Source organism: Pseudomonas sp. AM8 (genome assembly GCF_036346475.1).
In the GTDB taxonomy this organism is placed as follows: Bacteria; Pseudomonadota; Gammaproteobacteria; order Pseudomonadales; family Pseudomonadaceae; genus Aquipseudomonas; species Aquipseudomonas marginalis.
Map to the genome: position 1 here is coordinate 386,509 of NZ_JAOTNX010000003.1, position 23,977 is coordinate 410,485.

Consider the following 23,977-nt stretch of genomic DNA (forward strand, 5'->3'; position numbering starts at 1 on the left):
GAGATGCAAAAAATCGACGCTTGCGCGGGCTGAACCTGCAGCTATTTGAACCCTTTTGCGCGGTCGCAGCGCTTATCGTCTGGCGTCATTGTTCAACGCGATAAAGGAACATTGCGAATGACGCAAACCACTGATTTGACCCAGGCGCTCGAGCCGGTGCCCCACGACCAATTGATGGCGGCGCTGCTGAATATCACCGGCGACCTGGATAAAGCGCAGGTCTTGCATGACACGCTGCCGGCCTGGTTGGTCAAGGCTGACTCCCACGTATTGCAGGCCATCGAGCAGGCGTATGCCGACAGCGAGCGCCCCCGTGAAACCCTGCACCGGGTGCTGAACCGTCTGCAACCGCTGGATAAATTCTGTGCCGAACGGCTCAAGGCATTCCTGGACGGCAAGGGACATGGGGGCCTCGACATCGAAAACGACACCCTGGAAATCCCCCGGCGCTCGTTCATCGGTGTCAGCCAGGACCTGGGTGGCCAGGTGGTCGAGACCGTCACCCTGGAGAAGCACAGCCTGCTGCAAGCGGCCATGCAGAATTTCTCCCAGGCGGCTGCCGAGCCTGGCGGCTCGCCGACCACTGCCGTGGTGCGCATCGGCCCCAGGCGCCGAATTGCGCAAACCCTCAGCGCTCAGGCCTTTATCGGCTACTGCCGCGAGCTGAACCTGGGAGAGGCCTATCAGACCCATGTGCGCGAAGTGTTCAACCTGGTGGCGCCCGACCAGGACTTCAATCCTTCGGTGACGCAGGTCGGCCAATCCCGTTGCGTGGACATGCAGATCGACCTGCATCTGGCCCATGCCAAAGGCGATATCGATGCACCGACCCGCGCGTTGCTGCTGGGCCTGGTCAAGGCGGATATGCCCGCCGGTGACATCCGGCAATTGTGGTTCAACCAGCAGCCGCTGACCTGGCAAGGCCTGAACATCGACGGCGCCTGCCTGTGGGGGGTATTGGTGTTTTCCAGTGCATCGGCCGAAGGGTTCTCCAGCGGCCCGATCGTGGTGTATATGCCCAACGAGCCCGTGCGGCCGTGGTACCGCTATGAATCACTGGAGCATTTCAAGCTCTACCTCACCCTCAAGCTTCACGTCAGTACCTATCGTGATTTCTTCAAGGGTTACCTGGACGAGTCCGAGCGCTTCGGTTTTTTCGAGCGTTTTGACCAGGAGGCCATCGTCGTGCGGGTGGCGCCGCTCCCGGTCACAGACAAGTTGTCGACATTCTTTTTCAATGCCTGCGTTGGCAAGATCCAGCTGGATGCGCAGGTATTGGCGGTTCCCAATGCCCAGGCCGATGACGACGCGCGTCGCAAGCGTATCCAGGATTACCTGGATGTCGGCTTGACGGTGCTCAACGTCGCCGGGTTCGTGGTACCGGTGGTGGGCCAACTGATGACCGGTGTGGCCATTGGGCAATTGCTTGGCGAGATGTTCGAGGGGGTGGATGACTGGCTGCACCATGACAAGCTCGGCGCCCTCAGGCACCTGACGAACATCGCGGAAAACCTCGCTGCCATGGCGTTGTTCGCCGCGGGTACAAAAGTCGTGGGCCGGCTGTGGCGAACCACACCGTCGGCGGCGGGGTTCTACGACAGCCTCGAAGCCGTGCGGCTGCCCGACACGTCCACGCGCTTGTTGCGCAGTCGTACCGAGCCGTATCGTCACACCGTCTCGCTCGAAGGCACAGTGGCCAGCCCGCGTGGGGTCTATCAGCTCAATGGCCAGTCCTATGTGAATGTCGACGGGGCGCTGTATTCGATTGTCTTTGACGCCCGCACCGGGCGCTGGCGAGCCCGGCATCCGCAGCGGGATTCGGCCTATCGGCCACCCTTGACCCACAACTACCAGGGCGGCTGGCAGTTCTCGTTCGAGCAGGCGGATGAATGGCGCAGCCCTGACTATATCCTGAGGCGGCTGGACCCCAGTCTCAGCGCCTTATCGGCCGGACACCTGCAGGAGATCGCCGCTATCACCGGCTCGACCTTACCGCGCTTGCAGCAACTGGCCAGGCAGAACCTGCCGCTGCCGGAGCGGCTGCGCGACTGTGCGCTGCGGTTCAAGCTGAACCAGGGGGTTCGCGACCTGATCTGGCAAATGGAGCATCAAGCACCGCTCGATGCGGCCACCACCCGTGTGCAGATGCTGGCCCTGCCACTGATGGACGGGTGGCCCCGTGGGCGTTTTTTCGAACTGCTCGACGACGAGGGCTACCTGCTTGAGCGCCATCCAGACACCGCGCCGTTCGATTACGAGGACTTGAGCATCCACCTCACCACGCAACAACTGCGGAACGGACAGATCCTGCCTACCCTGCTGGCCGCACTCGATTCCGAAGAAACCGCGCAATTGCTCGGCGGCACCTTCTACGCCGATGAAGCGCAAGCGGTACTGGCGCGGCGTCTCACCGCCTCGCTCAAGACCACGCATCAGGCGGTCTATGAGCGGCTGCGCATGGATGCCGATTTCATCGATCAGACCGATCACGGCCAGCTCAAGCAGCGCTTGCCGCAATTGCCGATCCGGGTGGCCTGGGAGGTCATGACCCAGGCCTCCACGGCCGAGCGCTGGCACTTGCGCCATACCGGGCGTGTGCCGCTGCGGGTCAGCCAGTGGGCCCGGGAAGCCCTGGAAGCGTTGGAGGAAGACGACGCGCTGGCCGGCCTGTATTTGCCGGAGCTGGCCACCGATGCGACACGGCGCGTGGCCACCGGCTTGCTGCAACGGATTCCAGGCTGGCCCGAGGATCTGTTCTTGCAGGTGCGCCGCGAAAGCGTACAGGGCGCTGTCCTGGGACAGGTGGGCGACCCAGGCACTGATATCAGTCGTTTCGTGGTGCAGTCGGCCAAGGGCTTTCGCGCCCACGATGGGCAAGGTAAGGCCTTGGGCGCGCTGGCCGGCGGGCCGGAAGGTTTCTACGAGGCGTTGCTCAACAGTTTGTCTGCCGCCCAACTCGACGCGCTGCGCCTGACCGCGAGCGGCAGGGCCAGCCAGTTGCGGCATGCATTGATTGGCAAGGCCCAGGATGAACGCAATCGCATCGGCCGTTACTTATGGCCCGAGCGCGCGGTACCCGAGGAGCCGGCCCTGTCGTGTGTGCAAGGCTCGCCGCCTGCGCTGCCTCCACAGCCTGCGGGCCTGATGCGCAAAGCTCGCAAACTCTTCCCGTTATTCGATGACCGGCGCCTGTCGACCTTCCTGCAGGACTTGGGCACCGATCACCTGTCCCGGGCCAAAGCCGTGCGCACCCTTGAGCAGCACTATGAGGCACTGCAGCGGGCGTTGAGGCTGTGGGCCAAGGGCAAACCGGCGCAGCCACACTCGGACGTCGCGCTGCAAGACTACCGCCTGGCTCGACACCAGGCCGCACGGGCCATCGAGCGCAGTTGGCAATATGCGTCGCTGGCGCCGGATGAACACCATCGGCAAGTGCCGAGCCTGTCCCTGGACGGCATGGCCATCGGGGCGTTGCCGACCTTGCCGGCGCACGTGCAGTTCGAGCATGTCCGGCAATTGTCATTGAAACGCATGGGGCTCAACGATGACGTTGCGTATTTCCTCAAGCACTTCAAGGGGCTGCGCAGCCTGGAGTTGAACGGTAACCGGCTGACGCGGCTGCCGGAAGTGCTCCAGCACATGCCGTTGCTCAGGCAGCTGTACATGGCCGATAACCACCTGCAACTGACCGAGTACACCCGCACCAAACTTGCGGACCTGAAGAGCCTGGTCGTGCTCGACCTGAGCAACAATCCCCTGGTGGACCCGCCGGTCGTCAACAAGATGTTCGAGTTGCGCAACCTGATGCTGCGCAACTGCCGGCTGACCAGTCTGCCCACCGGCTTTACCCGCGTTCCGTACCTGGAGCAACTCGACCTGCGGGACAATGACATCGCCAGTTTGCCGGCATGGTTGTTCAATGCGCCGCGCGAGCACACCGAAGTCATCAATGTGCGGCATAACCCTTTGGACGCCAGCACTCGTCAGGCCTTGAACCGTTACCGGGACACCATCGGCGTGGGCATGGGCTTCGTGGAGGATGACATTGCGCGACTCAACGAGCAGACCGCACGTGAGCTGTGGCTGGGCGATGAGCGCGCGACGCACTTCGCCGAAAAGGCCGAGACCTGGCTGGGGCTCAAGGATGAACCCGGCTCCGACGGCCTGTTCAAATTATTGGCCGGCCTGGGCGGAGCCGCCGACACCAGCCACGTGCGCGAGGACATGAACCGCCGCATCTGGCGCGTGCTGGATGCCGCCGCAGCCGATACCCGACTGCGGGCCGAGATTTTCGAGCGCGCGGCCACGCCGTTGAACTGTGATGACGCCGCTGCCGTGAGCTTCAGTAGCCTGGAGGTGCTGGTTGAAATCCACGAGGCCGCGCAGCGGGTGGAGGGCGGCAGGGTCACGGCCAAGCCGCTGCTCAGGTTGGCCAGGGGCTTGTTTCGCCTCGACCGCCTGGAGTCCATGGCCAGCCGGCACAGCGCCGAGCATCCGACGCTCGATCCGCTGGAGGTCAGCCTGGCTTATCGCACCGGGCTGGTGGAGCGCTTTCATTTGCCCGGGCAGCCCCGGCATATGCGCTTCGCCAGCCTGGCTGGGGTAACCGAGCATATGCTGGAGGTTGCCGAAGCGCAGTTGAAGGAGGCCGAGCTTTCCCCGCAACTGCTGAACTATATGGTGAAGCTGCCATTCTGGAGCAGTTACCTGAGGCGCACCCATGGCGGTTCGTTCGACACCCTGACCCAGCCCTTTGGCGAGCGCATGGAAGCGGTGTGGGCGCAAAGGGAAAGCTTGGGTGACGCTGACTATCACACCCAGATGGGCGCGATCCAGCGCGCGCGGGAAAGCGCCGAGCTCGTCGAGCTCAAACGCCTGACCCAGGAGGCGTTGAGGTTCGATGCGCTGGGCACCTGCGAATTGTCCCCGGCGGGTTGAAGCGCCGCCTACGGGGTCGTTTTTGCAACGTTGCTGCGAATCAACCCGCGCACCGCAAAGCGATTCGGGTGACAGGCCTCGGCCACGCTGCGGGGCAGGGGCAGCGGTTCGTTGTCCAGCCATGCCGCCAGCAACTCGCCGGACAGCGGCGCGGTGATCAGGCCCCGGGAGCCGTGGCCGCTGTTGATGTACAGGCCGTCCAGCCACGGGCAAGTGGCCTGTGGCGTGTGGCGGGCATCTTTGCGCAGCACGTCGTAGGCCTGGGCGAATGCCAGGCTGTCGGCCAGCGGCCCGACAATCGGCAAGTAGTCCGGGCTGGTGCAGCGGAAGGCGGCGCGGCCCTCCAGGGTCTCTGCGGCAAGGTCGGCGGCGTGCAGGCGCCGGGCCAGGTCCGGGGAAATCTCTTGCAGCAGCTCAAGGTTACCGGCGTGCTCGGCGGCGGTAGGGATGAGGTCATCGTTGTTGAAATCAAAGCTGGCCCCCAGGGTGTGTTCGCCCAGGCGAGCCGGCGCCACGTAGCCCTCGGCACACACCACCGTGGCCAGGGCCTGGCTGGCGGCGGTCTGGGGCAGGCGGGTGATCTGCCCGCGAATCCGCTTGAGGGGCAACTCGGCGCCGGCGGCAAATCGTTTGACCTCAGCGGCCCCGGCCAGCACCACCACGGGGGCGCTGGCCAGCAGCCGATCACCGTCCCAGGCCTGCCAGTGGCCGTCGACTTTGCGCAGGTCCAGCACCTCATGATGGGCCAGCACCTCGATACCTGGCTGGCGCGCCTGCCATTGGCACAGCGCGGGTGGATGCACCCAGCCGCCTTCGGGGAAAAACAGCCCGCCCTGTTCCAGGCCCACCCCGGCGCGAGCCTGGGCTTGAGCCTTATCCAGCAGATGCAATAACTGCGGTGCGAATGCCTGGGCCAGTTGCGCCTGGCGTTCGGCCTCCTTGGCATTGAAGGCCAGTTGCAGCACGCCGCAGCCGTCCCAATCCACCCCGCGTTGCAGGTGCTCCAGCAGGCGCCGGGTGTACCCGAACCCGCTGACGATCATCTGCGACAACGCCGTGCCGTGTGCCGACAGCTTGAGATAAAGCACCCCTTGCGGATTGCCGGAGGCCTCCTGGGCGAGGCCGCCATGGCGCTCCAACAGGCTGACCTGCCAGCCCCGCGCCGCCAGGCTGGCCGCGCTGGCGCAGCCGGCCAGGCCGCCGCCGATCACCAGGGCGTGGCGCTCGCCAGTGGGCATGGTCGGGCGGACGAACCAGGGTTTGGCGGCGGCCGGTGCCGGCGTGTCGGTCGGCCAGCCGAGAAACTCCCCGCGCAGGATTTCCCACTTGTGGCCGATGCCCGGCGTACGCTTCATCTTGAAACCGGCGGCGTTGATCAGCCGGCGCACCCAGCCGGTGCTGGTGAAGGTGCTGATGGTCGAGCCCGGGGCCGCCAGGCGTGCCAGCTCGGCAAACAGTTCGGCGCTCCACATCTCGGGGTTTTTCGCCGGGGCGAAGCCGTCGAGAAACCACGCGTCGATCTGTGCATCCAGTTGCGGCAACTGTTCCAGGGCATCGCCGATCAGCAGCGTGAGGGTGACGCGGCCGTTGTCCAGCACCAGGCGCTGGAAGCCTTGGTGGATGGCGATGTAGTGCGCCAGCAGTTGCTCGGCGAACGGCGCCAGCTCGGGCCAGAGGGCGAGGGCGCGTTGCAGGTCGGCGTGGCTCAGGGGGTACTTTTCCACGCTGACAAAATGCAGGCGCGCACCGGCCACGGCGTGTTGCTCGAACAACTGCCAGGTACAGAGGAAATTCAGGCCGGTGCCGAAGCCGGTTTCGCCAATCACCAGACGCCCGCCCGCCGGCAGGGCGGCGAAGCGCTCCTGCAAGCGGTTCTGTTGCAGGAACACATAGCGGGTTTCGTCCAGGCCCGATTGGTCGGAGAAATACACGTCGTCGAACACCCGCGAGTGCGGGCGACCTTGATCATCCCAGTCGAGCTGGGCGTGGGTTACGGGGTTCATGGGCGGCTCGGTAAAGGCAAGGCGGCCATTCTAGCCGATCAACAGGCTTTGAATTGACCCACGGCAAGCCCCGGTGGAATTTCCTCCCGCGCGTTGTTGCCCAATCCGCTAGTCTTGCTCACTTCTGGAACGGAGCCGCCCATGTTCGAATCTGCCGAAATCGGTCACGCCATCGACAAAGACACCTTTGAGGCCGAAGTGCCCGCCCTGCGCGAGGCTTTGCTGGAGGTGCAGTACGAGTTGCAACAGCAAAAGCGCTTCCCGGTGATCATCCTGATCAACGGCATCGAAGGCGCCGGTAAAGGTGAGACGGTCAAACTGCTGAATGAATGGATGGACCCGCGCCTGATCGAGGTGCGCACCTTCGACCAGCAGACCGACGAAGAACTGGCCCGCCCCCCGGCCTGGCGCTACTGGCGCCAACTGCCTGCCAAAGGCCGCATGGGCATTTTTTTCGGCAACTGGTACAGCCAGATGCTGCAAGGCCGGGTGCACGGCGAGATCAAGGATGCGCGGCTCGACCAGGCCATCGCCGGCGCCGAGCGCCTGGAGAAGATGCTCTGCGATGAAGGCGCGCTGATCTTCAAGTTCTGGTTCCACCTGTCCAAGAAGCAAATGAAGGCACGGCTCAAGGCCCTGGCCGACGACCCGTTGCACAGTTGGCGCATCAGCCCGCTGGACTGGCAGCAATCCGAGACCTACGACAAGTTCGTGCATTTCGGCGAGCGCATCCTGCGCCGTACCAGCCGCGATTACGCGCCCTGGCATGTGATTGAAGGCGTCGACGCCAACTACCGCAGCCTCACCGTGGGCAAGATCCTGCTCGAAGGCCTGCAGAATGCCCTGAAGCTGCCCAAGGGCAAGGCCAGCGGGATGAACCCGGCGCCGTTGCCCTCGGCCATCGACCAGATGAGCCTGCTCAACAGCCTCGACATGACCCTGAGCCTGGACAAGGACGATTACGAAGAACAGCTGATTACCGAGCAGGCGCGCTTCTCCGGCCTGATGCGCGACAAACGCATGCGCAAGCACGCGCTGGTGACGGTCTTCGAAGGTAACGACGCGGCGGGCAAGGGCGGGGCGATCCGTCGAGTGGCGGCCGCGCTCGACCCGCGCCAGTACCACATCGTGCCGATTGCCGCGCCCACCGAGGATGAACGGGCCCAGCCGTACCTGTGGCGGTTCTGGCAGAAGATCCCGGCGCGGGGCAAATTCACCGTGTTCGACCGCTCGTGGTACGGCCGCGTGCTGGTGGAGCGTATCGAGGGCTTCTGCACCACGGCCGACTGGATGCGCGCCTATGGCGAGATCAATGACTTCGAGGAGCAACTGCGCGACGCCGGTGTGATCGTGGTCAAGTTCTGGCTGGCCATCGACAAGCAGACCCAACTGGAACGCTTCCAGGCCCGTGAGGAAATCCCTTTCAAGCGCTTCAAGATCACCGAAGACGACTGGCGCAACCGCGACAAATGGGACGACTACCGCGCCGCCGTGGGCGATATGGTCGACCGCACCAGCACCGAGGTTTCGCCGTGGACGCTGGTGGAGGCCAACGACAAGCGCTGGGCGCGGGTCAAGGTGTTGCGCACCATCAACCTTGCCCTGGAGGAAGCGTTCGCGAAAACCGACAAGCACGACAAGAAGAAAAAGAAATAACCACTGGCCTGGTGTTGTTCAGGATGCAGCCCTCTGTGGTGAGCGGGCCTGTTGTGGTGAGCAGGCTTGTTGTGGTGAGCGGGCCTGTTTTGGTGAATGGGCCTGTTGTGGTGAGCGGGCTTGCCCCGCGCTGGGCTGCGAAGCGGCCCCAAAACCAGCCAATAAGGTCTGCCTGAAATAACGCGGCGCCTTGGTCAGGGCCGCTTCGCAGCCCAGCGCGGGGCAAGCCCGCTCACCACAACAAGCCCGCTCACCACAACAAGCCCGTTTGCCACTACAAGCCTGCTTGCCACGATAAGCCTGCTCACCACAACCGGCCCGCTTGCCACAACTAGCCGGCCAGCCACAGGTTTATGTCCGTCACCATGCTTTTGTATACGCCGGATGAATGATCGTCGCGGTGGGGCAGGCCTGGATCTATCCTCGATCCATCTCCCCACAACGACAAGATCGAGGTAGCCCATGCGTGAAGTAGTGATCGTCGACAGCGTGCGAACCGGCCTGGCCAAATCCTTTCGCGGCAAGTTCAACCAGACCCGCCCGGATGACATGGCGGCCCATTGCATCAACGCACTGCTGACCCGCAACGGCATCGACCCGGCCAGCGTCGAGGATTGCATCGTCGGCGCGGGTTCGAACGAAGGCGCCCAGGGCTACAACATCGGGCGCAACGTGGCCGTGCTGTCGCAATTGGGCACAGGTACGGCGGGCATGACCCTCAACCGGTTCTGCTCGTCGGGCTTGCAGGCGATTGCGATTGCGGCCAACCAGATCGCGTCGGGTTGCAGCGACATCATCGTTGCCGGTGGCGTCGAGTCCATCAGCCTGACCATGAAAAGCGTCAACACCGATAACCTGATCAACCCGCTGCTCAAGGAGCAGGTGCCGGGCATTTACTTCCCCATGGGCCAGACCGCGGAAATCGTCGCCCGCCGCTATGACGTCAGCCGCGAAGAACAGGACCTCTACGCCCTGCAAAGCCAGCAGCGCACCGCCCAGGCCCAGGCAGAGGGCTTGTTTGATGATGAAATCGTGCCGATGGCGGTCAAGTACAAGGTAGAGGACAAGAACACTGGCGCTGTGCAGATCCTTGACGGCGTGGTCGACCGCGATGACTGCAACCGCCCGGACACCACGTTGGCCAGCCTCTCTGGGTTGAAGCCCGTATTTGCCGAAGACGGCTCGGTGACGGCGGGTAACTCCTCGCAGCTCTCCGACGGTGCCTCGATGACCCTGGTGATGAGCCTGGAGAAAGCCCTGGCACTGGGACTCAAGCCCAAGGCGTTTTTCCGCGGTTTCACCGTGGCCGGTTGCGAGCCGGATGAGATGGGTATCGGCCCGGTGTTCTCGGTGCCCAAGCTGCTCAAGGCGCGGGGCTTGCAGGTGGCGGACATCGACCTGTGGGAACTCAACGAGGCCTTTGCGTCGCAGTGCCTGTATGCGCGCAATCGCCTGGGCATCGATAACGCCAGGTACAACGTCAACGGCGGCTCGATTTCCATCGGCCACCCGTTCGGCATGACCGGCTCGCGGCAGGTGGGGCACCTGGTGCGTGAGCTGCAACGGCGCAATGTGCGTTATGGCATCGTCACCATGTGCGTGGGTGGCGGCATGGGCGCCACGGGGCTGTTCGAAGCCGTGCGCTGATAAGTGTGGGAGGGGCAGTGCGACGATTCGACTTGCCCCTCCCACATTTTAACTGCGGCGTATCCCAATTCGCTCACTTCCCCCTAGAATGCCCGCTCCACTTCCTCTGGCTTCTGGGGCACTCATGCACATCTCTTCCGGCCGCTGGGTCTACGGTTTTCTCCTGACCCTGCTGACCGCGCTGCTCTGGGGCATTCTGCCGATCAAGCTCAAGCAAGTGTTGCAGGTGATGGACCCGATCACGGTCACCTGGTTTCGCCTGGTGGTGGCCGGCAGTTGCCTGTTCGTGTACCTCGCCGCGACCAGGCGCCTGCCCAGTCGTAAAGTACTCGGCCCCAGGGGCGGCTGGCTGGTGGCGATGGCGGTGTGCGGCCTGGTGGGCAACTACGTGTTGTACCTGGTGGGCCTGAAACTGCTCAGCCCCGGCACTGCGCAACTGGTGGTGCAGATGGGCCCGATCTTCCTGATGATCGCCAGCGTGTTTGTGTTCAAGGAACGTTTCAGCGTCGGGCAGTGCGTGGGCCTGGTGGTGCTGATCGTCGGCTTCGGTCTGTTCTTCAACCAACGCCTGGGAGAGTTGCTGACGTCCCTTGGCGCCTACACCGCCGGCGTGCTGACGATCCTGCTCGCGACTTCGGTCTGGGTGTTCTATGCCCTGGGCCAGAAGCAGTTGCTGACCGTGTGGAATTCGCTGCAAGTGATGATGGTGATCTACCTGTCGTGCGCCGTGCTGCTGACGCCGTGGGCGCATCCGCTGGAGGCCCTGCAACTGAGCCCGCTGCAAGGCTGGCTGTTGCTGGCGTGCTGCATGAACACCCTGGTGGCCTACGGTGCATTTGCCGAAGCCCTGGCTCACTGGGAAGCCTCACGGGTGAGTGCGACCCTGGCCCTGACGCCGTTGGTGACCTTTGTCGCGGTGGCGTTGGCGGCGTGGCTGTGGCCGGACTATGTGCAGGCCGAAGAGATCAATGCCCTGGGCTATTTCGGCGCGCTGGTGGTGGTGCTGGGGTCGGCGGCGGTGGCGCTGGCGCCGTCGTTGCTCGCCGGGCTCAAGGCCCGGCGGCTACGCATGGCGTCCTAGGCGCCCAGCATGTTTTCCGGGCGTACCCACTGGTCGAATTCTGCGTCGGTGAGGTAGCCCAGGTCCAGCGCCGCTTCCCGAAGGGTCAAGCCTTCGGCGTAGGCCTTCTTGGCGATCTCTGCCGACTTGTCATAGCCGATGTGCGGGTTGAGCGCCGTGACCAGCATCAGCCCGCGCTCCAGGTGCTCGGCCATTTTCGCGGCGTCGGGTTCGAGACCGGCGATGCAGTGCTCCTGGAAGTTATTGCAGCCATCGGCCAGCAGGCGGATCGATTCCAGCAAGTTGTGGATGATCACCGGCTTGTACACGTTCAACTGCAAATGCCCCTGGCTCGCCGCGATGCCGATGGTCACGTCATTGCCCAGCACCTGGCAGGCCAGCATCGACAGCGCCTCGCACTGGGTCGGGTTGACCTTGCCGGGCATGATCGAGCTGCCGGGCTCGTTGGCCGGCAGTTTCACCTCCGCCAGGCCGGCACGCGGGCCGGAGCCCAGCAGGCGCAGGTCGTTGGCGATTTTCATCAGTGCCACGGCCAGGGTTTTCAGGGCGCCGTGCAGGGTCACGATCGGTTCATGGCCGGCCAATGCGGCGAATTTGTTCGGCGCGGTGACGAAGGGCAGGCCCGACAAAGCCGCCAATTCCGAGGCGATCGCCTCGCTGAAGCCATGGGGCGCATTCAGCCCGGTGCCCACCGCCGTGCCACCTTGGGCCAGCTCGCATACCTGGGGCAGGGCGCTGCGGATCGCCCGTTCGGCGTAGTCGAGCTGGGCGATAAACGCCGAGAGTTCCTGGCCGAAGGTGATCGGCGTGGCATCCATCACGTGGGTGCGGCCCGTCTTCACCAGCCTTGCATGCCGCGCCGACAGTTCCGCGAGGCCGCCGGACAGTGTATTGATCGCCGGCAACAATTGCTGGTGCACCGCTTGCACCGCCGCAATGCTCATGGCGGTAGGGAAGCAGTCGTTGGAGCTTTGGGAGCGGTTCACATGATCGTTGGGGTGCACCGGGCTCTTGCCGCCACGGGGCTTGCCCGACAGCTCGTTGGCGCGGCCGGCGATGACCTCGTTGGCGTTCATGTTGCTCTGGGTGCCGCTGCCGGTTTGCCAGACGACCAGGGGGAACTGGTCATCATGTTGGCCATCGAGCACTTCGTCGGCGGCCTGTTCGATCAGGCGGGCAATGTCGGCGGGCAGGTCACCGTTGCGGTCGTTGACCCGGGCGGCGGCCTTCTTGATCAGGGCCAGTGCGTGCAGTACCGCGAGGGGCATGCGCTGCTCGCCGATGGCGAAATTCACCAGCGAACGTTGGGTCTGGGCGCCCCAGTAAGCGTCATCCGGGACTTCCACTTCTCCCAGGCTGTCGGTTTCGATACGGCTCATCGGGCACACTCCTTCAGGTTCGTTTGCGCAGTTTAGGCCCTGATCGGCCTGGGGGGTTCCCTAAAAGACTTTTCATCGGATTCATTCACTGCAATCCGCGCCCGGTAAGGCCCGGGGTTGAGCCGCAGCGTTTTTTAGGCGCAGAATGGGCGCCCTTGGGGTCTTACCTCGCCTGCTAGAAAAGGAAACTCGATGACTCGTCTTCGTGCCATCTGTACCGCGGTTGCTCTGGTTTGCGCCAGCGGCCAGGTTTTTGCCGATACCGCCAGCCACAACGCCAGTGCCGAAGCCTTCCTTACCCTGGCCCATGCCGACAAGCTGGGTACCCCGGTGTACATGCAAGTGCAGCAAATGTTCGCCCAGCGTTTCGAACAGACCAAGGCGCCTGCCGCCAAGCAGTCCGTACTGGACAGCTACCAGGCCAAGGCCAACGCCGCCCTGGACCAGGCCATCGGCTGGCCGAAGCTGAAGCCGGACATGGTCAAGCTCTACACCACCAACTTCAGCGAATCCGAGCTCAAGGACCTGGTTGCCTTCTACCAGTCGCCACTGGGCAAGAAAGTCCTGGAAAAAATGCCGCAACTGACCCAGCAATCGGCCCAGATGACCCAGGCCAAGCTGGAAAGCGCCGTGCCGGTGGTGAACAAGCTGTTGGAAGACATGACCAACGAGCTCACGCCAAAAGCCGCCGCACCGGCCAAGAAGAAGTAAGCAGGAATGACCATGCAACAGCGTATCGAAACGGCGCTCGCCGCCCTGGCCCCGGAGCACTTGAGCGTGCTGGATGAAAGCCATATGCACAGCCGTGGGTTGCAGACCCACTTCAAGGCCGTGCTGGTCAGCCAGCAGTTCGAGGGGCTTAACCGCGTCAAGCGCCACCAGAAGGTCTACGCCACCCTGGGTGACCTGATGAGCGAATTTCATGCGCTGGCGCTGCATACCTACACGCCCGAAGAATGGGCGAAAATCGACGCAGCCCCGGCCTCGCCGACCTGCGCCGGCGGGCATAGCTGATACGCGGGTGTCTCTGACACCCTGCATTTGCTAGAATCCGCAGCGCGCCGCTCAGCCGGCGCGTTTTTTTTGCATCCGGTTCACCCCTTACGAGGGTAGCCACCTGGAGAGAACACCCATGACTCAACCGATTGTCGTGGCGGCACTGTATAAGTTCGTCACCCTCGAAGATTACGTCGCCCTGCGCGAGCCACTGCTGCAGGCGATGGTCGACAACGGCATCAAAGGCACCTTGCTGATCGCCGAAGAAGGCATCAACGGCACCGTTTCCGGCAGCCGCGAAGGCATTGATGGCCTGATGGCCTGGCTGAAGAACGACCCGCGCATGGACGACATCGATCACAAAGAGTCGTACTGCGATGAGCAGCCGTTCTACCGCACCAAGGTCAAGCTCAAGAAAGAGATCGTGACCCTGGGCGTCGAAGGCGTCGACCCGAACAAGAAAGTCGGCACCTATGTCGACCCGCAGGACTGGAACGCGCTGATCAGCGACCCCGAAGTGCTGTTGATCGACACCCGCAACGACTACGAAGTGTCGATCGGCACCTTCGAAGGCGCAATCGACCCGAAAACCACCAGTTTTCGCGAATTTCCCGACTATATCAAAGCCAACTTCGACCCGGCCAAGCACAAGAAGGTCGCCATGTTCTGCACCGGCGGCATTCGTTGCGAGAAGGCGTCGAGCTACATGCTCAGCGAAGGTTTCGATGAGGTCTACCACCTCAAGGGTGGCATCCTGAAGTACCTCGAAGAGGTGCCGCAGGCAGAAACCAAATGGCAGGGCGACTGCTTTGTGTTCGACAATCGTGTCACTGTGCGCCACGACCTGAGCGAAGGCGACTACGATCAATGTCATGCCTGCCGCACACCGGTGAGCGCCTCCGACCGCGCATCCGAACACTATGTGGCTGGCATCAGTTGCCCCCATTGCTGGGATAAGCTGCCGGAGAAAACCCGTCGCAGCGCGATCGACCGGCAAAAGCAGATTGAGCTGGCCAAGGCCCGCAATATGCCGCACCCGATTGGCTTCAACTACAAGCAAACCCCTTCCGAGGCCTGACCCATGCCCGCGCGCCTGCTCTATGTGATGGACCCAATGTGTTCCTGGTGCTGGGGCTTTGCCCCGGTGGCGCAGGCGCTGGTCGAGCAGGCCCAGGCGGCCGGCGTGGACGTGCACCTGGTGGTGGGCGGCTTGCGTACCGGCAGCGGCGCGGCACTGGAACCGACCACGCGGCGCTACATCCTCGAGCACTGGCAGGCGGTCACCGACGCCACCGGCCAGCCGTTCAAGCGCGATGGCGCGTTGCCCGACGGCTTTGTCTACGACACCGAGCCTGCGTGTCGCGCCATTGTTACTGCGCGTAGCCTGGCACCGGATTGCGCATGGACGTTGTTAGGGCTGATCCAGCGCGCGTTTTATGTCGAGGGCCGCGACGTGACCCTCGCCAGCGTGCTGGTGGAACTGGCTGAAGAGGCGGGTATCCCGCGCATTGAGTTTGCCGGCGCATTCGACCGTGCCGAGCAGCATGCCGCGACCGCCGCTGACTTCACCTGGGTCCAGGACCTGGGCATCGCCGGGTTTCCGACCTTGCTCGCCGAGCGTAACGGCCAGTTGGCGCTGCTGACTAACGGCTACCAGCCGCTGTCCGAGCTGTCACCGTTGTTGGGGCGATGGCTGGAGCGAGCAACCTGTGCATGACCAGTCACCACGCACCGACCGACTGACCTGGGCGGAAATTCGCCGCCTGGCCCTGCGGCACAAGAAGTCCCTGTGGATCGCCAATGGCGTCGCCGTGCTGGCGACCCTGTGCAGTGTGCCGATTCCCCTGCTGTTGCCGTTGCTGGTGGATGAAGTGCTGTTGGGACACGGCGATGCCGCGCTCAAGGTCATGAACCACGCATTGCCCCTGGGGTGGCAGAAGGCGGCCGGCTATATCGGCCTGATGCTGCTGGTGACGCTGTTTCTGCGTTGTGGCGCGCTGCTGTTCAACGTGGTGCAGGCGCGGTTGTTTGCGCGCTTGGCCAAGGACATCGTGTACCGCATCCGCGTGCGCCTGATCGAGCGGCTCAAGCGCATCTCCCTGGGCGAATACGAAAGCCTGGGCAGCGGGACCGTCACCACCCACCTGGTCACCGACCTGGATACGCTGGACAAGTTTGTCGGTGAAACCCTCAGCCGTTTCCTGGTGGCCATGCTGACCCTGGTGGGTACCTCGGCGATCCTGGTGTGGATGCATTGGCAACTGGCGCTGCTGATCCTGCTGTTCAATCCGTTGGTGATCTACGCCACGGTGCAGTTGGGCAAGCGCGTCAAGCACCTGAAGAAGCTGGAAAACGACAGCACCTCGCGCTTTACCCAGGCCCTGACCGAAACCCTGGATGCCATCCAGGAAGTGCGCGCCGGCAACCGCCAGGGCTTTTTCCTCGGGCGCCTCGGCCAGCGGGCCCAGGAAGTGCGTGACTACGCTATTCACTCGCAATGGAAAACCGACGCTTCGAGCCGCGCCAGTGGGTTGCTGTTCCAGTTCGGTATCGACATCTTCCGTGCGGCGGCGATGCTCACCGTGCTGTTTTCCGACCTGTCCATCGGCCAGATGCTCGCGGTGTTCAGCTACCTGTGGTTCATGATCGGCCCGGTGGAGCAACTGCTTAACCTGCAATACGCCTACTACGCGGCAGGCGGGGCGCTGACGCGGATCAACGAACTGCTGGCGCGTGCCGATGAGCCGCAATATGCCGGCGGTGCTGATCCGTTCACCGGGCGCGACACCGTGGGCATCGAAGTGCGCGGCCTGGACTTCGGCTACGGCGAAGAACTGGTACTCGACCAGTTGAACCTGACCATCGCGCCCGGTGAGAAGGTGGCAATCGTCGGCGCCAGCGGCGGTGGCAAAAGCACCCTGGTGCAATTGTTGCTCGGGCTCTACACGCCCCAGGCGGGCAGTATCCGTTTTGGTGGTGCCACCCAGCAGGAGATTGGCCTGGAGACCCTTCGCGAGCACGTTGCGGTGGTGCTGCAACACCCGGCGCTGTTCAACGACACCGTGCGCGCCAACTTGACCATGGGCCGGGAGCGCAGCGACCAGGCCTGTTGGCAGGCACTGGAAATCGCCCAGTTGGATGCTACCGTCAAGGCACTGCCCTTGGGCCTGGACAGTGTGGTGGGGCGTTCCGGGGTGCGTTTTTCCGGTGGGCAGCGCCAGCGCCTGGCGATTGCGCGCATGGTCCTGGCCGAACCCAAGGTGGTGATACTCGACGAAGCAACCTCCGCCCTGGACGCCGCCACCGAGTACAACCTGCACCAGGCGCTGGCACGGTTCCTCAGCGGGCGTACTACACTGATCATCGCCCACCGTCTGTCGGCTGTTAAGCAAGCGGATCGAGTCTTGGTATTCGACGGCGGTCACATTGCCGAGGATGGTGACCATCAGCAGCTGATTGCCGATGGCGGGCTGTACGCCAAACTGTATGGACACTTGCAACAGGTACGTTGATTTAGCCTAGGCTGAGCTATCGAAAGCGGGTTTTCGCGTGCGTATCCAGCAGTGCATGTGCAAGGGACTTCATGAAGCAAAAGCGGACTTTAGGAACGCCCCGGTTGTTGGGCATTGTCTGGCCATTTATCGCCGTGGTGCTGTTCCAGGCATTATTGGGCTGCGTCAGTCTCTACGTGCTTTCGGCCGTGCGTGGTTACGTGGCCGGCGAGAGCCTGTGGTCCAAGGGCCAGAAGGACGCCATCTATTACCTGACGCTCTACGCCGATAATCGCGACGCCGGCACGTACCTCAAGTACCAGCAGGCCATTGCCGTGCCCCAGGGCGGGCACGAACTGCGCGTTGCCCTTGACCGTCCCGTGCCCGACCTTGCCGCAGCCCGCCTGGGTATCCTCAAAGGGGGCAACCATCCGGATGATGTCTCCAGCCTGATCTGGCTGTACCTCAACTTTCGCCATTTCAGCTACCTGGAAAAAGCCATCCAACTGTGGACCGTAGGCGATGGTTACCTGCTTCAACTGGATGACCTGGCCCGCGAGATGCACCAGGCGATCATTCACGACCAGATCGGCGCCAACGATGTGCGCCAGTGGAAGGCGCATATCATCGCCATCAACGAAGGCGTGACACCCGCCGCCAAGGCCTTCAGCGATGCTCTCGGCGAAGGTTCGCGCATGATTCTGCGGTTGCTGGTCATCACGAACCTGGCGACGGCCCTGGGCCTGATCGTATTGGCACTGTTGCGCACCCATAAGCTGCTGGCCCAGCGCCATGCCTTCGCCGATGCCTTGCAGGAAGAAAAGGAGCGGGCGCAGATCACCCTGGAGTCGATTGGCGACGGGGTGATCACCACCGACGTCGACGGTGCCATTACCTATATGAACCCGGCGGCCGAGGCGCTGACTCACTGGCACTCGGCGCAGGCCCAGGGCCAGCCCCTGGCAGCGTTGTTCAAGTTGCTGGAAGACCACGCACAGCCGGATGGCTTCACCTTGATCGAACACATCGTCAAGGGCCAGCTCAGCGGCGGCAGCGAGCATTCGAAGACGATCCAGCGCCTGGATGGCAGCACGGTCTCGGTCACCCTGGTGGGCGCGCCGATCCGCAGCGCCGGCAAGGTCTCGGGCGCGGTGCTGGTGCTGCATGACATGACCCAGGAGCGCCAGTACATCGCCAATCTGTCATGGCAGGCGACCCACGATGCGCTGACCGGCCTGGCCAACCGCCGCGAATTCGAGTATCGCCTGGAGCAGGTGCTGCACCCGGCAGGGCAGGCGCAGGCCGGGCGGCATGCGTTGATGTTCCTGGACCTGGACCAGTTCAAGCTGGTCAACGACACCTGCGGCCATGCGGCGGGCGACGAACTGTTGCGGCACATCTGCGCGCTGTTGCAGTCGGACCTGCGCGAAGGTGACACCCTGGCGCGCCTGGGCGGCGATGAATTCGGCATCCTGCTGGAGAACTGCCCGGTGGCGGTGGCGGAAAAAATCGCCGAAAGCCTGCGTCATACCGTGCAAAGTCTGCATTTCGTATGGAAAGGGCGGCCGTTCATGACCACCGTGAGTATCGGCCTGGTACACATTGCCAGCACCCCGACCACCCTGGAGGCCTCGCTGCGGGCCGCCGACATGGCGTGCTACATGGCTAAGGAAAAAGGCCGCAACCGCGTGCAGGTGTACCACGCCGACGACTCCGAACTGTCCCTGCGCTTTGGCGAAATGGCCTGGGTGCAACGCCTGCACATGGCGCTGGAGGAGAACCGCTTTTGCCTGTACTCCCAGGAAATCTCCCCCCTCGGGCATACCGACGGCGGCAATGGGCATATCGAAATACTGCTGCGCCTGCACGATGAGGCGGGGCGTGTAATCCTGCCGGACAGCTTTATCCCGGCCGCCGAGCGCTATGGTTTGATGACGTCCCTGGACCGTTGGGTGGTGGAGAATGTATTTGAGATTATTGCCCGTTGCATTAACGAGCGTCCGGGCCGTCCCATGGCCCTGTGTGCGATCAATCTGTCAGGTATAACGATTGGCGATGATGACTTTCTCGGATTCCTGCGAGAGAAATTTCATACTTACGCTATTCCGCCCAGCATGATCTGTTTTGAAATTACCGAAACCAGCGCCATCGCAAACTTGGGCAGTGCCATCCGCTTTATTAATGAACTCAAGGCCTTAGGTTGCCATTTTTCGCTGGATGACTTTTGCGCCGGAATGTCCTCATTCGCTTATCTCAAACATTTACCTGTAGACTTCCTGAAGATCGATGGAAGTTTCGTAAAGGATATGCTGGACGACCCGATTAACCGCGCGATGGTTGAAGTGATCAATCACATCGGCCATGTCATGGGTAAGCGCACAATTGCCGAGTTTGTTGAAACACCGCAAATCGAACAGGCCCTGCTCGATATTGGTGTGGATTACGCTCAGGGCTACCTGATTGAACGACCGCAATTGTTTACCTTCGATAGCTTGCAGTGTCGACCCGTGCGGCCGCAGCCTCTGTTATTCAGGGCGCCCGGCACATTCCGCTGAAACATTTGCCGGTCTGTAAATCACACTTAAAAAGGAGCCTTAATAGTGATCGACACATTCAGCAGAACCGGCCCGCTTATGGAAGCCTCAAGCTACCCCGCCTGGGCTCAGCAATTGATCCAGGACTGCAGCGAGAGCAAGCGCCGGGTTGTCGAACACGAACTGTACCAACGCATGCGTGACAACACGCTCAGCGCCAAGACCATGCGTCACTACCTGATCGGTGGCTGGCCCGTGGTGGAACAGTTTGCCTTGTACATGGCACAGAACCTCACCAAGACCAAGTTTGCCCGCCATCCGGGGGAAGACATGGCGCGCCGTTGGTTGATGCGCAATATCCGTGTGGAGCTGAACCACGCGGACTATTGGGTGCATTGGGCGCGTGCCCATGGCGTCAGCCTCGAAGAACTGCAGGCCCAGGACGTGCCGCCGGAGTTGCATGCGCTGAGCCACTGGTGCTGGCACACCAGCTCGGCCGATTCGTTGATCGTGGCCATTGCCGCGACCAACTATGCGATTGAGGGGGCGACGGGGGAATGGTCGGCGGTGGTGTGCTCCACCGGCGTGTATGCGGCAGCCTTTCCCGAGGAAGACCGCAAGCGTGCGATGAAGTGGTTGAAGATGCACGCCCAGTACGACGACGCCCATCCTTGGGAAGCCCTGGAAATCATCTGCACACTGGCCGGGATGAACCCGACCAGGGAACTGCAGGCAGAGCTGTGCCAGGCCGTGTGCAAGAGCTACGACTATATGTACCTGTTCCTGGAAAGTTGCATGCGCCTGGAGAAAGAAAAACCGGCGAGCGCTGCTGTGCGCGAGCGCCCTTTGCGCGTCGCCAGCGAAGCGTGATGTAACGGGGATGGCGGGGTTTTACCCCGCCATTGCCAGGCGATTGCGGCCTTCGCGCTTGGCCACGTACAAGGCGCTGTCGGCGCGACGCAACAGGCTCTCGGCCGACTCGGCGGCCAGCAAGGTCGAACAACCGAGGCTCACCGTCAATTCGATCCGTCTTCCTTCCGCCCAATAATCCTGGGCCTGTGCCGCCTGGCGCAGGCGTTCACCGACCATGGCCGCCGCATCCCGGCCGGTGTTGGACAGCAGGATCAGAAACTCTTCCCCGCCAAACCGAAACACCATGTCCACGTTACGCAACTGGCTCTTGATCGCCCCGGCGACGGCGCGCAATACGTTATCGCCGGCCGCATGGCCGTGGGTGTCGTTGATGGTCTTGAAGTGGTCGATGTCCAGCATCAGCAGGGACAGCGGGTTCAGGTGCCGGCGCGCCATGTCGATTTCCCGTTGCAGGGTCTGGTCCATGGCAATGCGGTTGCCCGTTTCGGTCAACGGGTCGCGCAGGGCGCTGCGGGTGGCGACGCGGTAGAGCAGGGCGTTGCGCATCGGGTAGAGCAGGGTCGACAGCAGTGATTCGAGCTGGCCGAGTTCCTCTTCCAGCAGGCGCTGGTTGCGGCGAAAGACCAGCTCGCCGAGGTGCTCGCCTTCGTGGCTGAGGCTGTAGCTCACCGAGTGGTGGCCACGGTGGCCGAACTCCAGGCGCAGGTCACTGGTTTCGTGGCGATATTGCAGGGCATCCAGGGGGACCAGGCGCTGGATCTCACGGAAAAACACCGCGAGGATACGCTGCGGTTCCAGGCTGGTCTGCAATTGCATCCCCAGTTGCTGGCGAAGTTGTGCGACGGTCGTCGGGCGGCGAGGTACGAGTGATGGCTGACCAAAGCCCAGGCGTTGCAATTTTGCACTGTCGAAGTCAATTGCGTTGGTCTGGGTGGGGGTTTTCATAAGCAAACGGCCTCTAAGCACTTAGCTGTCTTACAGGCTGGATGAGAGTGGCAAATGCCAGGCGTCTTACTGTTCCTTCAGTTCCGTAAAACATTGGAAACAGTTTAGACCGCTTTACTGGGGGTTTATAACCCCTGGGCACTGCCGCACGTCTTGTCATCGCTTGACCTGCTTGGAAGGTGTTAGAGCGAGATTCGTGCCATTTCGTTTAAATAAATAAAAAACCTTACAAATCAAAGACCGTTTTTAAAGTAAAAAACGGTCGTTAAGCACTGACGTCAGTTATTTGGCTGATTGCACCAGCGTGTTGTGGTCAATCTGGTCGATGGACGTGACACCGGTCAACGTCATGGCCACGCGCATTTCCTTGGCGAAGATGTCCAGCAGGTTCTCTACCCCGTGCTGCCCGTCGGCGGCCAGTGCATAGGCGGTGGCGCGTCCGAGCAGGCACGCCTTGGCGCCGAGGGCGAGCATGCGCACCACGTCCAGCCCGGAACGGATGCCGGAGTCCACCAGCACCGTCAGGTCATCGCCCACGACATCGGCAATTGGTGGCAGAGCCTTGGCGGTGGACAGCACACCGTCCAGCTGACGGCCGCCATGGTTGGAAACCACGATGCCATCGGCGCCGAAACTCACTGCGTCCCTGGCGTCCTGAGGATCGAGGATGCCCTTGATAATCATCGGGCCTTTCCAGAAGTCGCGGATCCACTCCAGGTCTTTCCAACTGATGGAGGGGTCGAAGTTATTGGCCAGCCAGCCGATGTAATCTTCCAGGTGAGTGGGTTTGCCGAGGTACCTGGAGATATTGCCCAGGTCGTGGGGGCGGCCCATGAGCCCTACGTCGAACGCCCATTGCGGCTTGGTGACGGCTTGCAACATGCGCCGCTGCGCCGCGAACGGCCCGGACATGCCCGAGTGGGCATCGCGGTAGCGCGCACCGGGCGTGGGCATGTCCACGGTGAACACCAGGGTGGTGACCCCCGCCGCCTGGGCCCGCTCCAGGGCATTGCGCATAAAGCCCCGGTCCTTGAGCACATACAGCTGGAACCAGATTGACTGCGGGCTCTGCGACGCCACTTCTTCAATCGAACACACCGACACTGTCGACAGGCAGAAGGGGATGCCCTTGTTCGCCGCCGCCTTTGCCGCTTGTACTTCGCCGCGCCGCGCATACATGCCGGTCAAGCCGACAGGGCTGAGGATGACCGGCATGTCCAGGGCCTGGCCGAACAGCGTGGTTTTGAGGCTGAGGTTATCGACATTGCGCAGCACGCGTTGGCGCAGGCTGATCTCGGCCAGGTCCGAACTGTTCGCGCGCATCGTGTGCTCGGCGTAGGCACCGCCGTCGATGTAGTCGAACAGGAAGCGCGGCAGCTTGCGTTTGGCCGCTGCGCGGTAGTCGGAGGCGGACGAGATGATCATTAAGCGTGTCTCCACAAGGCTGGGCGGGTCAGGATAGGCAAATATCTGTCATGATAAAAACAACTTTTATCGCTAGATACCAGTCGCTAAAGGAATACCCATGAACTTGAGAACGTTGCGCACGTTCGTCGAAGTGGTGCGCCAGGGCGGATTCTCCCAGGCCGCCGACGTGGTGGCCTTGACCCAATCCACGGTGAGCAAGGCGGTCAAGACCCTGGAGGAAGAACTCGGCATGCCGCTGCTCGATCGCCTGGGTCACCGCAACGAACTCACCGCTGCGGGTGAGATCGCCTACCGCCGCGCCCTGGTACTGCTCGCCGAACACCATGACCTGGTCGCCGAGATCAACGACCTGCGCGGCCTCAAGCGCGGCGTGTTGCGCATCGGCCTGCCACCGGTGGGGTGCGGGGTGTTGTTTGCGACGATGTTTGCCACCTATCGCAGTCGTTATCCGGACATCGACATCGAACTCACCGAATACGGTAGCAAGAGATTGCGCGAGTGCCTGGAAGCGGGGGAGGTCGACCTCGCTGCGTTGCTGCTGCCGGTGGATGCAGGTTTCGATTATCAGCCCGTGCGCAACGAACCGCTGATGGCCGTACTGCCCAAGGGCCACCCCCTGGCCCAGCGTCAACGCATCGACTTCGCCGACCTGGCGGACTCGCCGTTCATCCTGTTCGAAGCCGGCTTCGCCCTGAACGCCAAGATCCTCGCCGCCTGCGAGCGCAAAGGCGTGATACCCCGCGTGGCGGCGCGCAGCGGGCAGATCGACTTCATCGTCGACCTGGTCGCCGCCGGCCTCGGCGTCGCCTTCCTGCCCCGCATGCTGGCGCACAAGCATCAACACGCAGGCATCGCCCTGATCCCTCTCGACGAACCCCACACCGACTGGCACATCGCCCTGGCCTGGCGCGCCAGCGCCCACCTGCCCCCCGCCGTGCGCGCCTGGCTGGACCTGGCCAAGGAGCAGCAGCTTTCAGCCGGTCATCCGAATTAATCGTCCAGGCCG

General features: G+C 62.8%; 16 protein-coding genes. 12 read left to right on the plus strand and 4 right to left on the minus strand.

Annotated elements, in window-relative coordinates; translation table 11 throughout:
• The first annotated feature begins 117 nt into the window (after positions 1 to 117).
• A complete protein-coding gene (locus tag V3W40_RS11245; RefSeq protein WP_330215022.1) occupies positions 118 to 4,938 on the plus strand; it encodes an NEL-type E3 ubiquitin ligase domain-containing protein in 4,821 nt (1,606 codons plus the stop codon).
• A gap of 8 nt (positions 4,939 to 4,946) precedes the next feature.
• On the opposite strand, the gene mnmC is transcribed toward V3W40_RS11245, so the two are convergent.
• Entirely contained in the window at positions 4,947 to 6,941 is a 1,995-nt protein-coding gene (gene mnmC, locus V3W40_RS11250) for a bifunctional tRNA (5-methylaminomethyl-2-thiouridine)(34)-methyltransferase MnmD/FAD-dependent 5-carboxymethylaminomethyl-2-thiouridine(34) oxidoreductase MnmC (protein ID WP_330215023.1), read from the minus strand.
• A 141-nt stretch (positions 6,942 to 7,082) separates the two neighbouring features.
• Here mnmC and pap point away from each other — a divergent pair, with 141 nt between their 5' ends.
• The 3 genes from pap (at position 7,083) to V3W40_RS11265 (ending at position 11,325) form a co-directional block, all read left to right on the plus strand.
• A complete protein-coding gene (pap, locus tag V3W40_RS11255; protein ID WP_330215024.1) occupies positions 7,083 to 8,597 on the plus strand; it encodes a polyphosphate:AMP phosphotransferase in 1,515 nt (504 codons plus the stop codon).
• Between the two features lie 462 nt (positions 8,598 to 9,059).
• Positions 9,060 to 10,244, plus strand: a complete 1,185-nt coding sequence (locus tag V3W40_RS11260) for a thiolase family protein (RefSeq protein ID WP_330215025.1) — start codon at positions 9,060 to 9,062, stop codon at positions 10,242 to 10,244.
• Between the two features lie 124 nt (positions 10,245 to 10,368).
• A complete protein-coding gene (locus tag V3W40_RS11265; RefSeq protein WP_065923919.1) occupies positions 10,369 to 11,325 on the plus strand; it encodes a DMT family transporter in 957 nt (318 codons plus the stop codon).
• Here the strand turns inward: V3W40_RS11265 and V3W40_RS11270 are convergent.
• Complete coding sequence (locus V3W40_RS11270) at positions 11,322 to 12,704, minus strand: class II fumarate hydratase (RefSeq protein WP_330215026.1); 1,383 nt, start codon at positions 12,702 to 12,704, stop codon at positions 11,322 to 11,324. The genes V3W40_RS11265 and V3W40_RS11270 overlap by 4 nt on opposite strands.
• 192 nt (positions 12,705 to 12,896) lie before the next feature.
• On the opposite strand from V3W40_RS11270, the gene V3W40_RS11275 reads away from it, so the two are divergent.
• From V3W40_RS11275 to V3W40_RS11305, 7 genes are all read left to right on the plus strand, one after another.
• On the plus strand, positions 12,897 to 13,415 hold the full coding sequence (locus tag V3W40_RS11275) for a DUF2059 domain-containing protein (protein WP_003236690.1): 519 nt from the start codon (positions 12,897 to 12,899) through the stop codon (positions 13,413 to 13,415).
• A 6-nt stretch (positions 13,416 to 13,421) separates the two neighbouring features.
• The gene (locus V3W40_RS11280; RefSeq protein WP_065923917.1) at positions 13,422 to 13,718 is read left to right on the plus strand and encodes a BolA family protein; all 297 of its coding nucleotides are present in this window, start codon (positions 13,422 to 13,424) and stop codon (positions 13,716 to 13,718) included.
• A gap of 118 nt (positions 13,719 to 13,836) precedes the next feature.
• Entirely contained in the window at positions 13,837 to 14,778 is a 942-nt protein-coding gene (gene trhO / locus V3W40_RS11285) for an oxygen-dependent tRNA uridine(34) hydroxylase TrhO (RefSeq protein ID WP_065923916.1), read from the plus strand.
• 36 nt (positions 14,779 to 14,814) lie between these two features.
• Positions 14,815 to 15,417: a DsbA family protein gene (locus V3W40_RS11290; protein ID WP_175539041.1), complete on the plus strand. Its 603-nt coding sequence runs from the start codon at positions 14,815 to 14,817 to the stop codon at positions 15,415 to 15,417.
• A complete protein-coding gene (locus V3W40_RS11295) occupies positions 15,410 to 17,212 on the plus strand; it encodes an ABC transporter ATP-binding protein (RefSeq protein WP_074847378.1) in 1,803 nt (600 codons plus the stop codon). The genes V3W40_RS11290 and V3W40_RS11295 overlap by 8 nt, the downstream gene beginning before the upstream one ends.
• Before the next feature lie 71 nt (positions 17,213 to 17,283).
• Entirely contained in the window at positions 17,284 to 19,746 is a 2,463-nt protein-coding gene (locus V3W40_RS11300; protein ID WP_137212747.1) for an EAL domain-containing protein, read from the plus strand.
• Positions 19,747 to 19,824: 78 nt separating this feature from the next.
• The gene (locus V3W40_RS11305; RefSeq protein ID WP_442962837.1) at positions 19,825 to 20,595 is read left to right on the plus strand and encodes a TenA family transcriptional regulator; all 771 of its coding nucleotides are present in this window, start codon (positions 19,825 to 19,827) and stop codon (positions 20,593 to 20,595) included.
• A gap of 21 nt (positions 20,596 to 20,616) precedes the next feature.
• Here the strand turns inward: V3W40_RS11305 and V3W40_RS11310 are convergent, their stop codons facing one another.
• On the minus strand, positions 20,617 to 21,543 hold the full coding sequence (locus tag V3W40_RS11310) for a GGDEF domain-containing protein (RefSeq protein WP_137212746.1): 927 nt from the start codon (positions 21,541 to 21,543) through the stop codon (positions 20,617 to 20,619).
• 282 nt (positions 21,544 to 21,825) lie between these two features.
• Positions 21,826 to 22,968: an FMN-dependent L-lactate dehydrogenase LldD gene (lldD, locus tag V3W40_RS11315; RefSeq protein WP_065923910.1), complete on the minus strand. Its 1,143-nt coding sequence runs from the start codon at positions 22,966 to 22,968 to the stop codon at positions 21,826 to 21,828.
• 100 nt (positions 22,969 to 23,068) lie between these two features.
• On the opposite strand from lldD, the gene V3W40_RS11320 reads away from it, so the two are divergent.
• A complete protein-coding gene (locus V3W40_RS11320; protein ID WP_330215028.1) occupies positions 23,069 to 23,965 on the plus strand; it encodes a LysR family transcriptional regulator in 897 nt (298 codons plus the stop codon).
• Positions 23,966 to 23,977: the final 12 nt, after the last annotated feature.

What these genes read in the sequence shown, in the direction of transcription:
- trhO (WP_065923916.1), top strand. Translation starts at nt 13,837, where the DNA reads ATGACTCAACCGATTGTCGTGGCGGCACTGTATAAGTTCGTCACCCTC.
- V3W40_RS11245 (WP_330215022.1), top strand. Translation starts at nt 118, where the DNA reads ATGACGCAAACCACTGATTTGACCCAGGCGCTCGAGCCGGTGCCCCAC.
- lldD (WP_065923910.1), bottom strand. Translation starts at nt 22,968, where the DNA reads ATGATCATCTCGTCCGCCTCCGACTACCGCGCAGCGGCCAAACGCAAG.
- V3W40_RS11310 (WP_137212746.1), bottom strand. Translation starts at nt 21,543, where the DNA reads ATGAAAACCCCCACCCAGACCAACGCAATTGACTTCGACAGTGCAAAA.
- V3W40_RS11270 (WP_330215026.1), bottom strand. Translation starts at nt 12,704, where the DNA reads ATGAGCCGTATCGAAACCGACAGCCTGGGAGAAGTGGAAGTCCCGGAT.
- V3W40_RS11320 (WP_330215028.1), top strand. Translation starts at nt 23,069, where the DNA reads ATGAACTTGAGAACGTTGCGCACGTTCGTCGAAGTGGTGCGCCAGGGC.
- V3W40_RS11260 (WP_330215025.1), top strand. Translation starts at nt 9,060, where the DNA reads ATGCGTGAAGTAGTGATCGTCGACAGCGTGCGAACCGGCCTGGCCAAA.
- V3W40_RS11265 (WP_065923919.1), top strand. Translation starts at nt 10,369, where the DNA reads ATGCACATCTCTTCCGGCCGCTGGGTCTACGGTTTTCTCCTGACCCTG.
- V3W40_RS11300 (WP_137212747.1), top strand. Translation starts at nt 17,284, where the DNA reads ATGAAGCAAAAGCGGACTTTAGGAACGCCCCGGTTGTTGGGCATTGTC.
- mnmC (WP_330215023.1), bottom strand. Translation starts at nt 6,941, where the DNA reads ATGAACCCCGTAACCCACGCCCAGCTCGACTGGGATGATCAAGGTCGC.
- V3W40_RS11280 (WP_065923917.1), top strand. Translation starts at nt 13,422, where the DNA reads ATGACCATGCAACAGCGTATCGAAACGGCGCTCGCCGCCCTGGCCCCG.
- V3W40_RS11275 (WP_003236690.1), top strand. Translation starts at nt 12,897, where the DNA reads ATGACTCGTCTTCGTGCCATCTGTACCGCGGTTGCTCTGGTTTGCGCC.
- V3W40_RS11305 (WP_442962837.1), top strand. Translation starts at nt 19,825, where the DNA reads ATGGAAGCCTCAAGCTACCCCGCCTGGGCTCAGCAATTGATCCAGGAC.
- V3W40_RS11290 (WP_175539041.1), top strand. Translation starts at nt 14,815, where the DNA reads ATGTGTTCCTGGTGCTGGGGCTTTGCCCCGGTGGCGCAGGCGCTGGTC.
- pap (WP_330215024.1), top strand. Translation starts at nt 7,083, where the DNA reads ATGTTCGAATCTGCCGAAATCGGTCACGCCATCGACAAAGACACCTTT.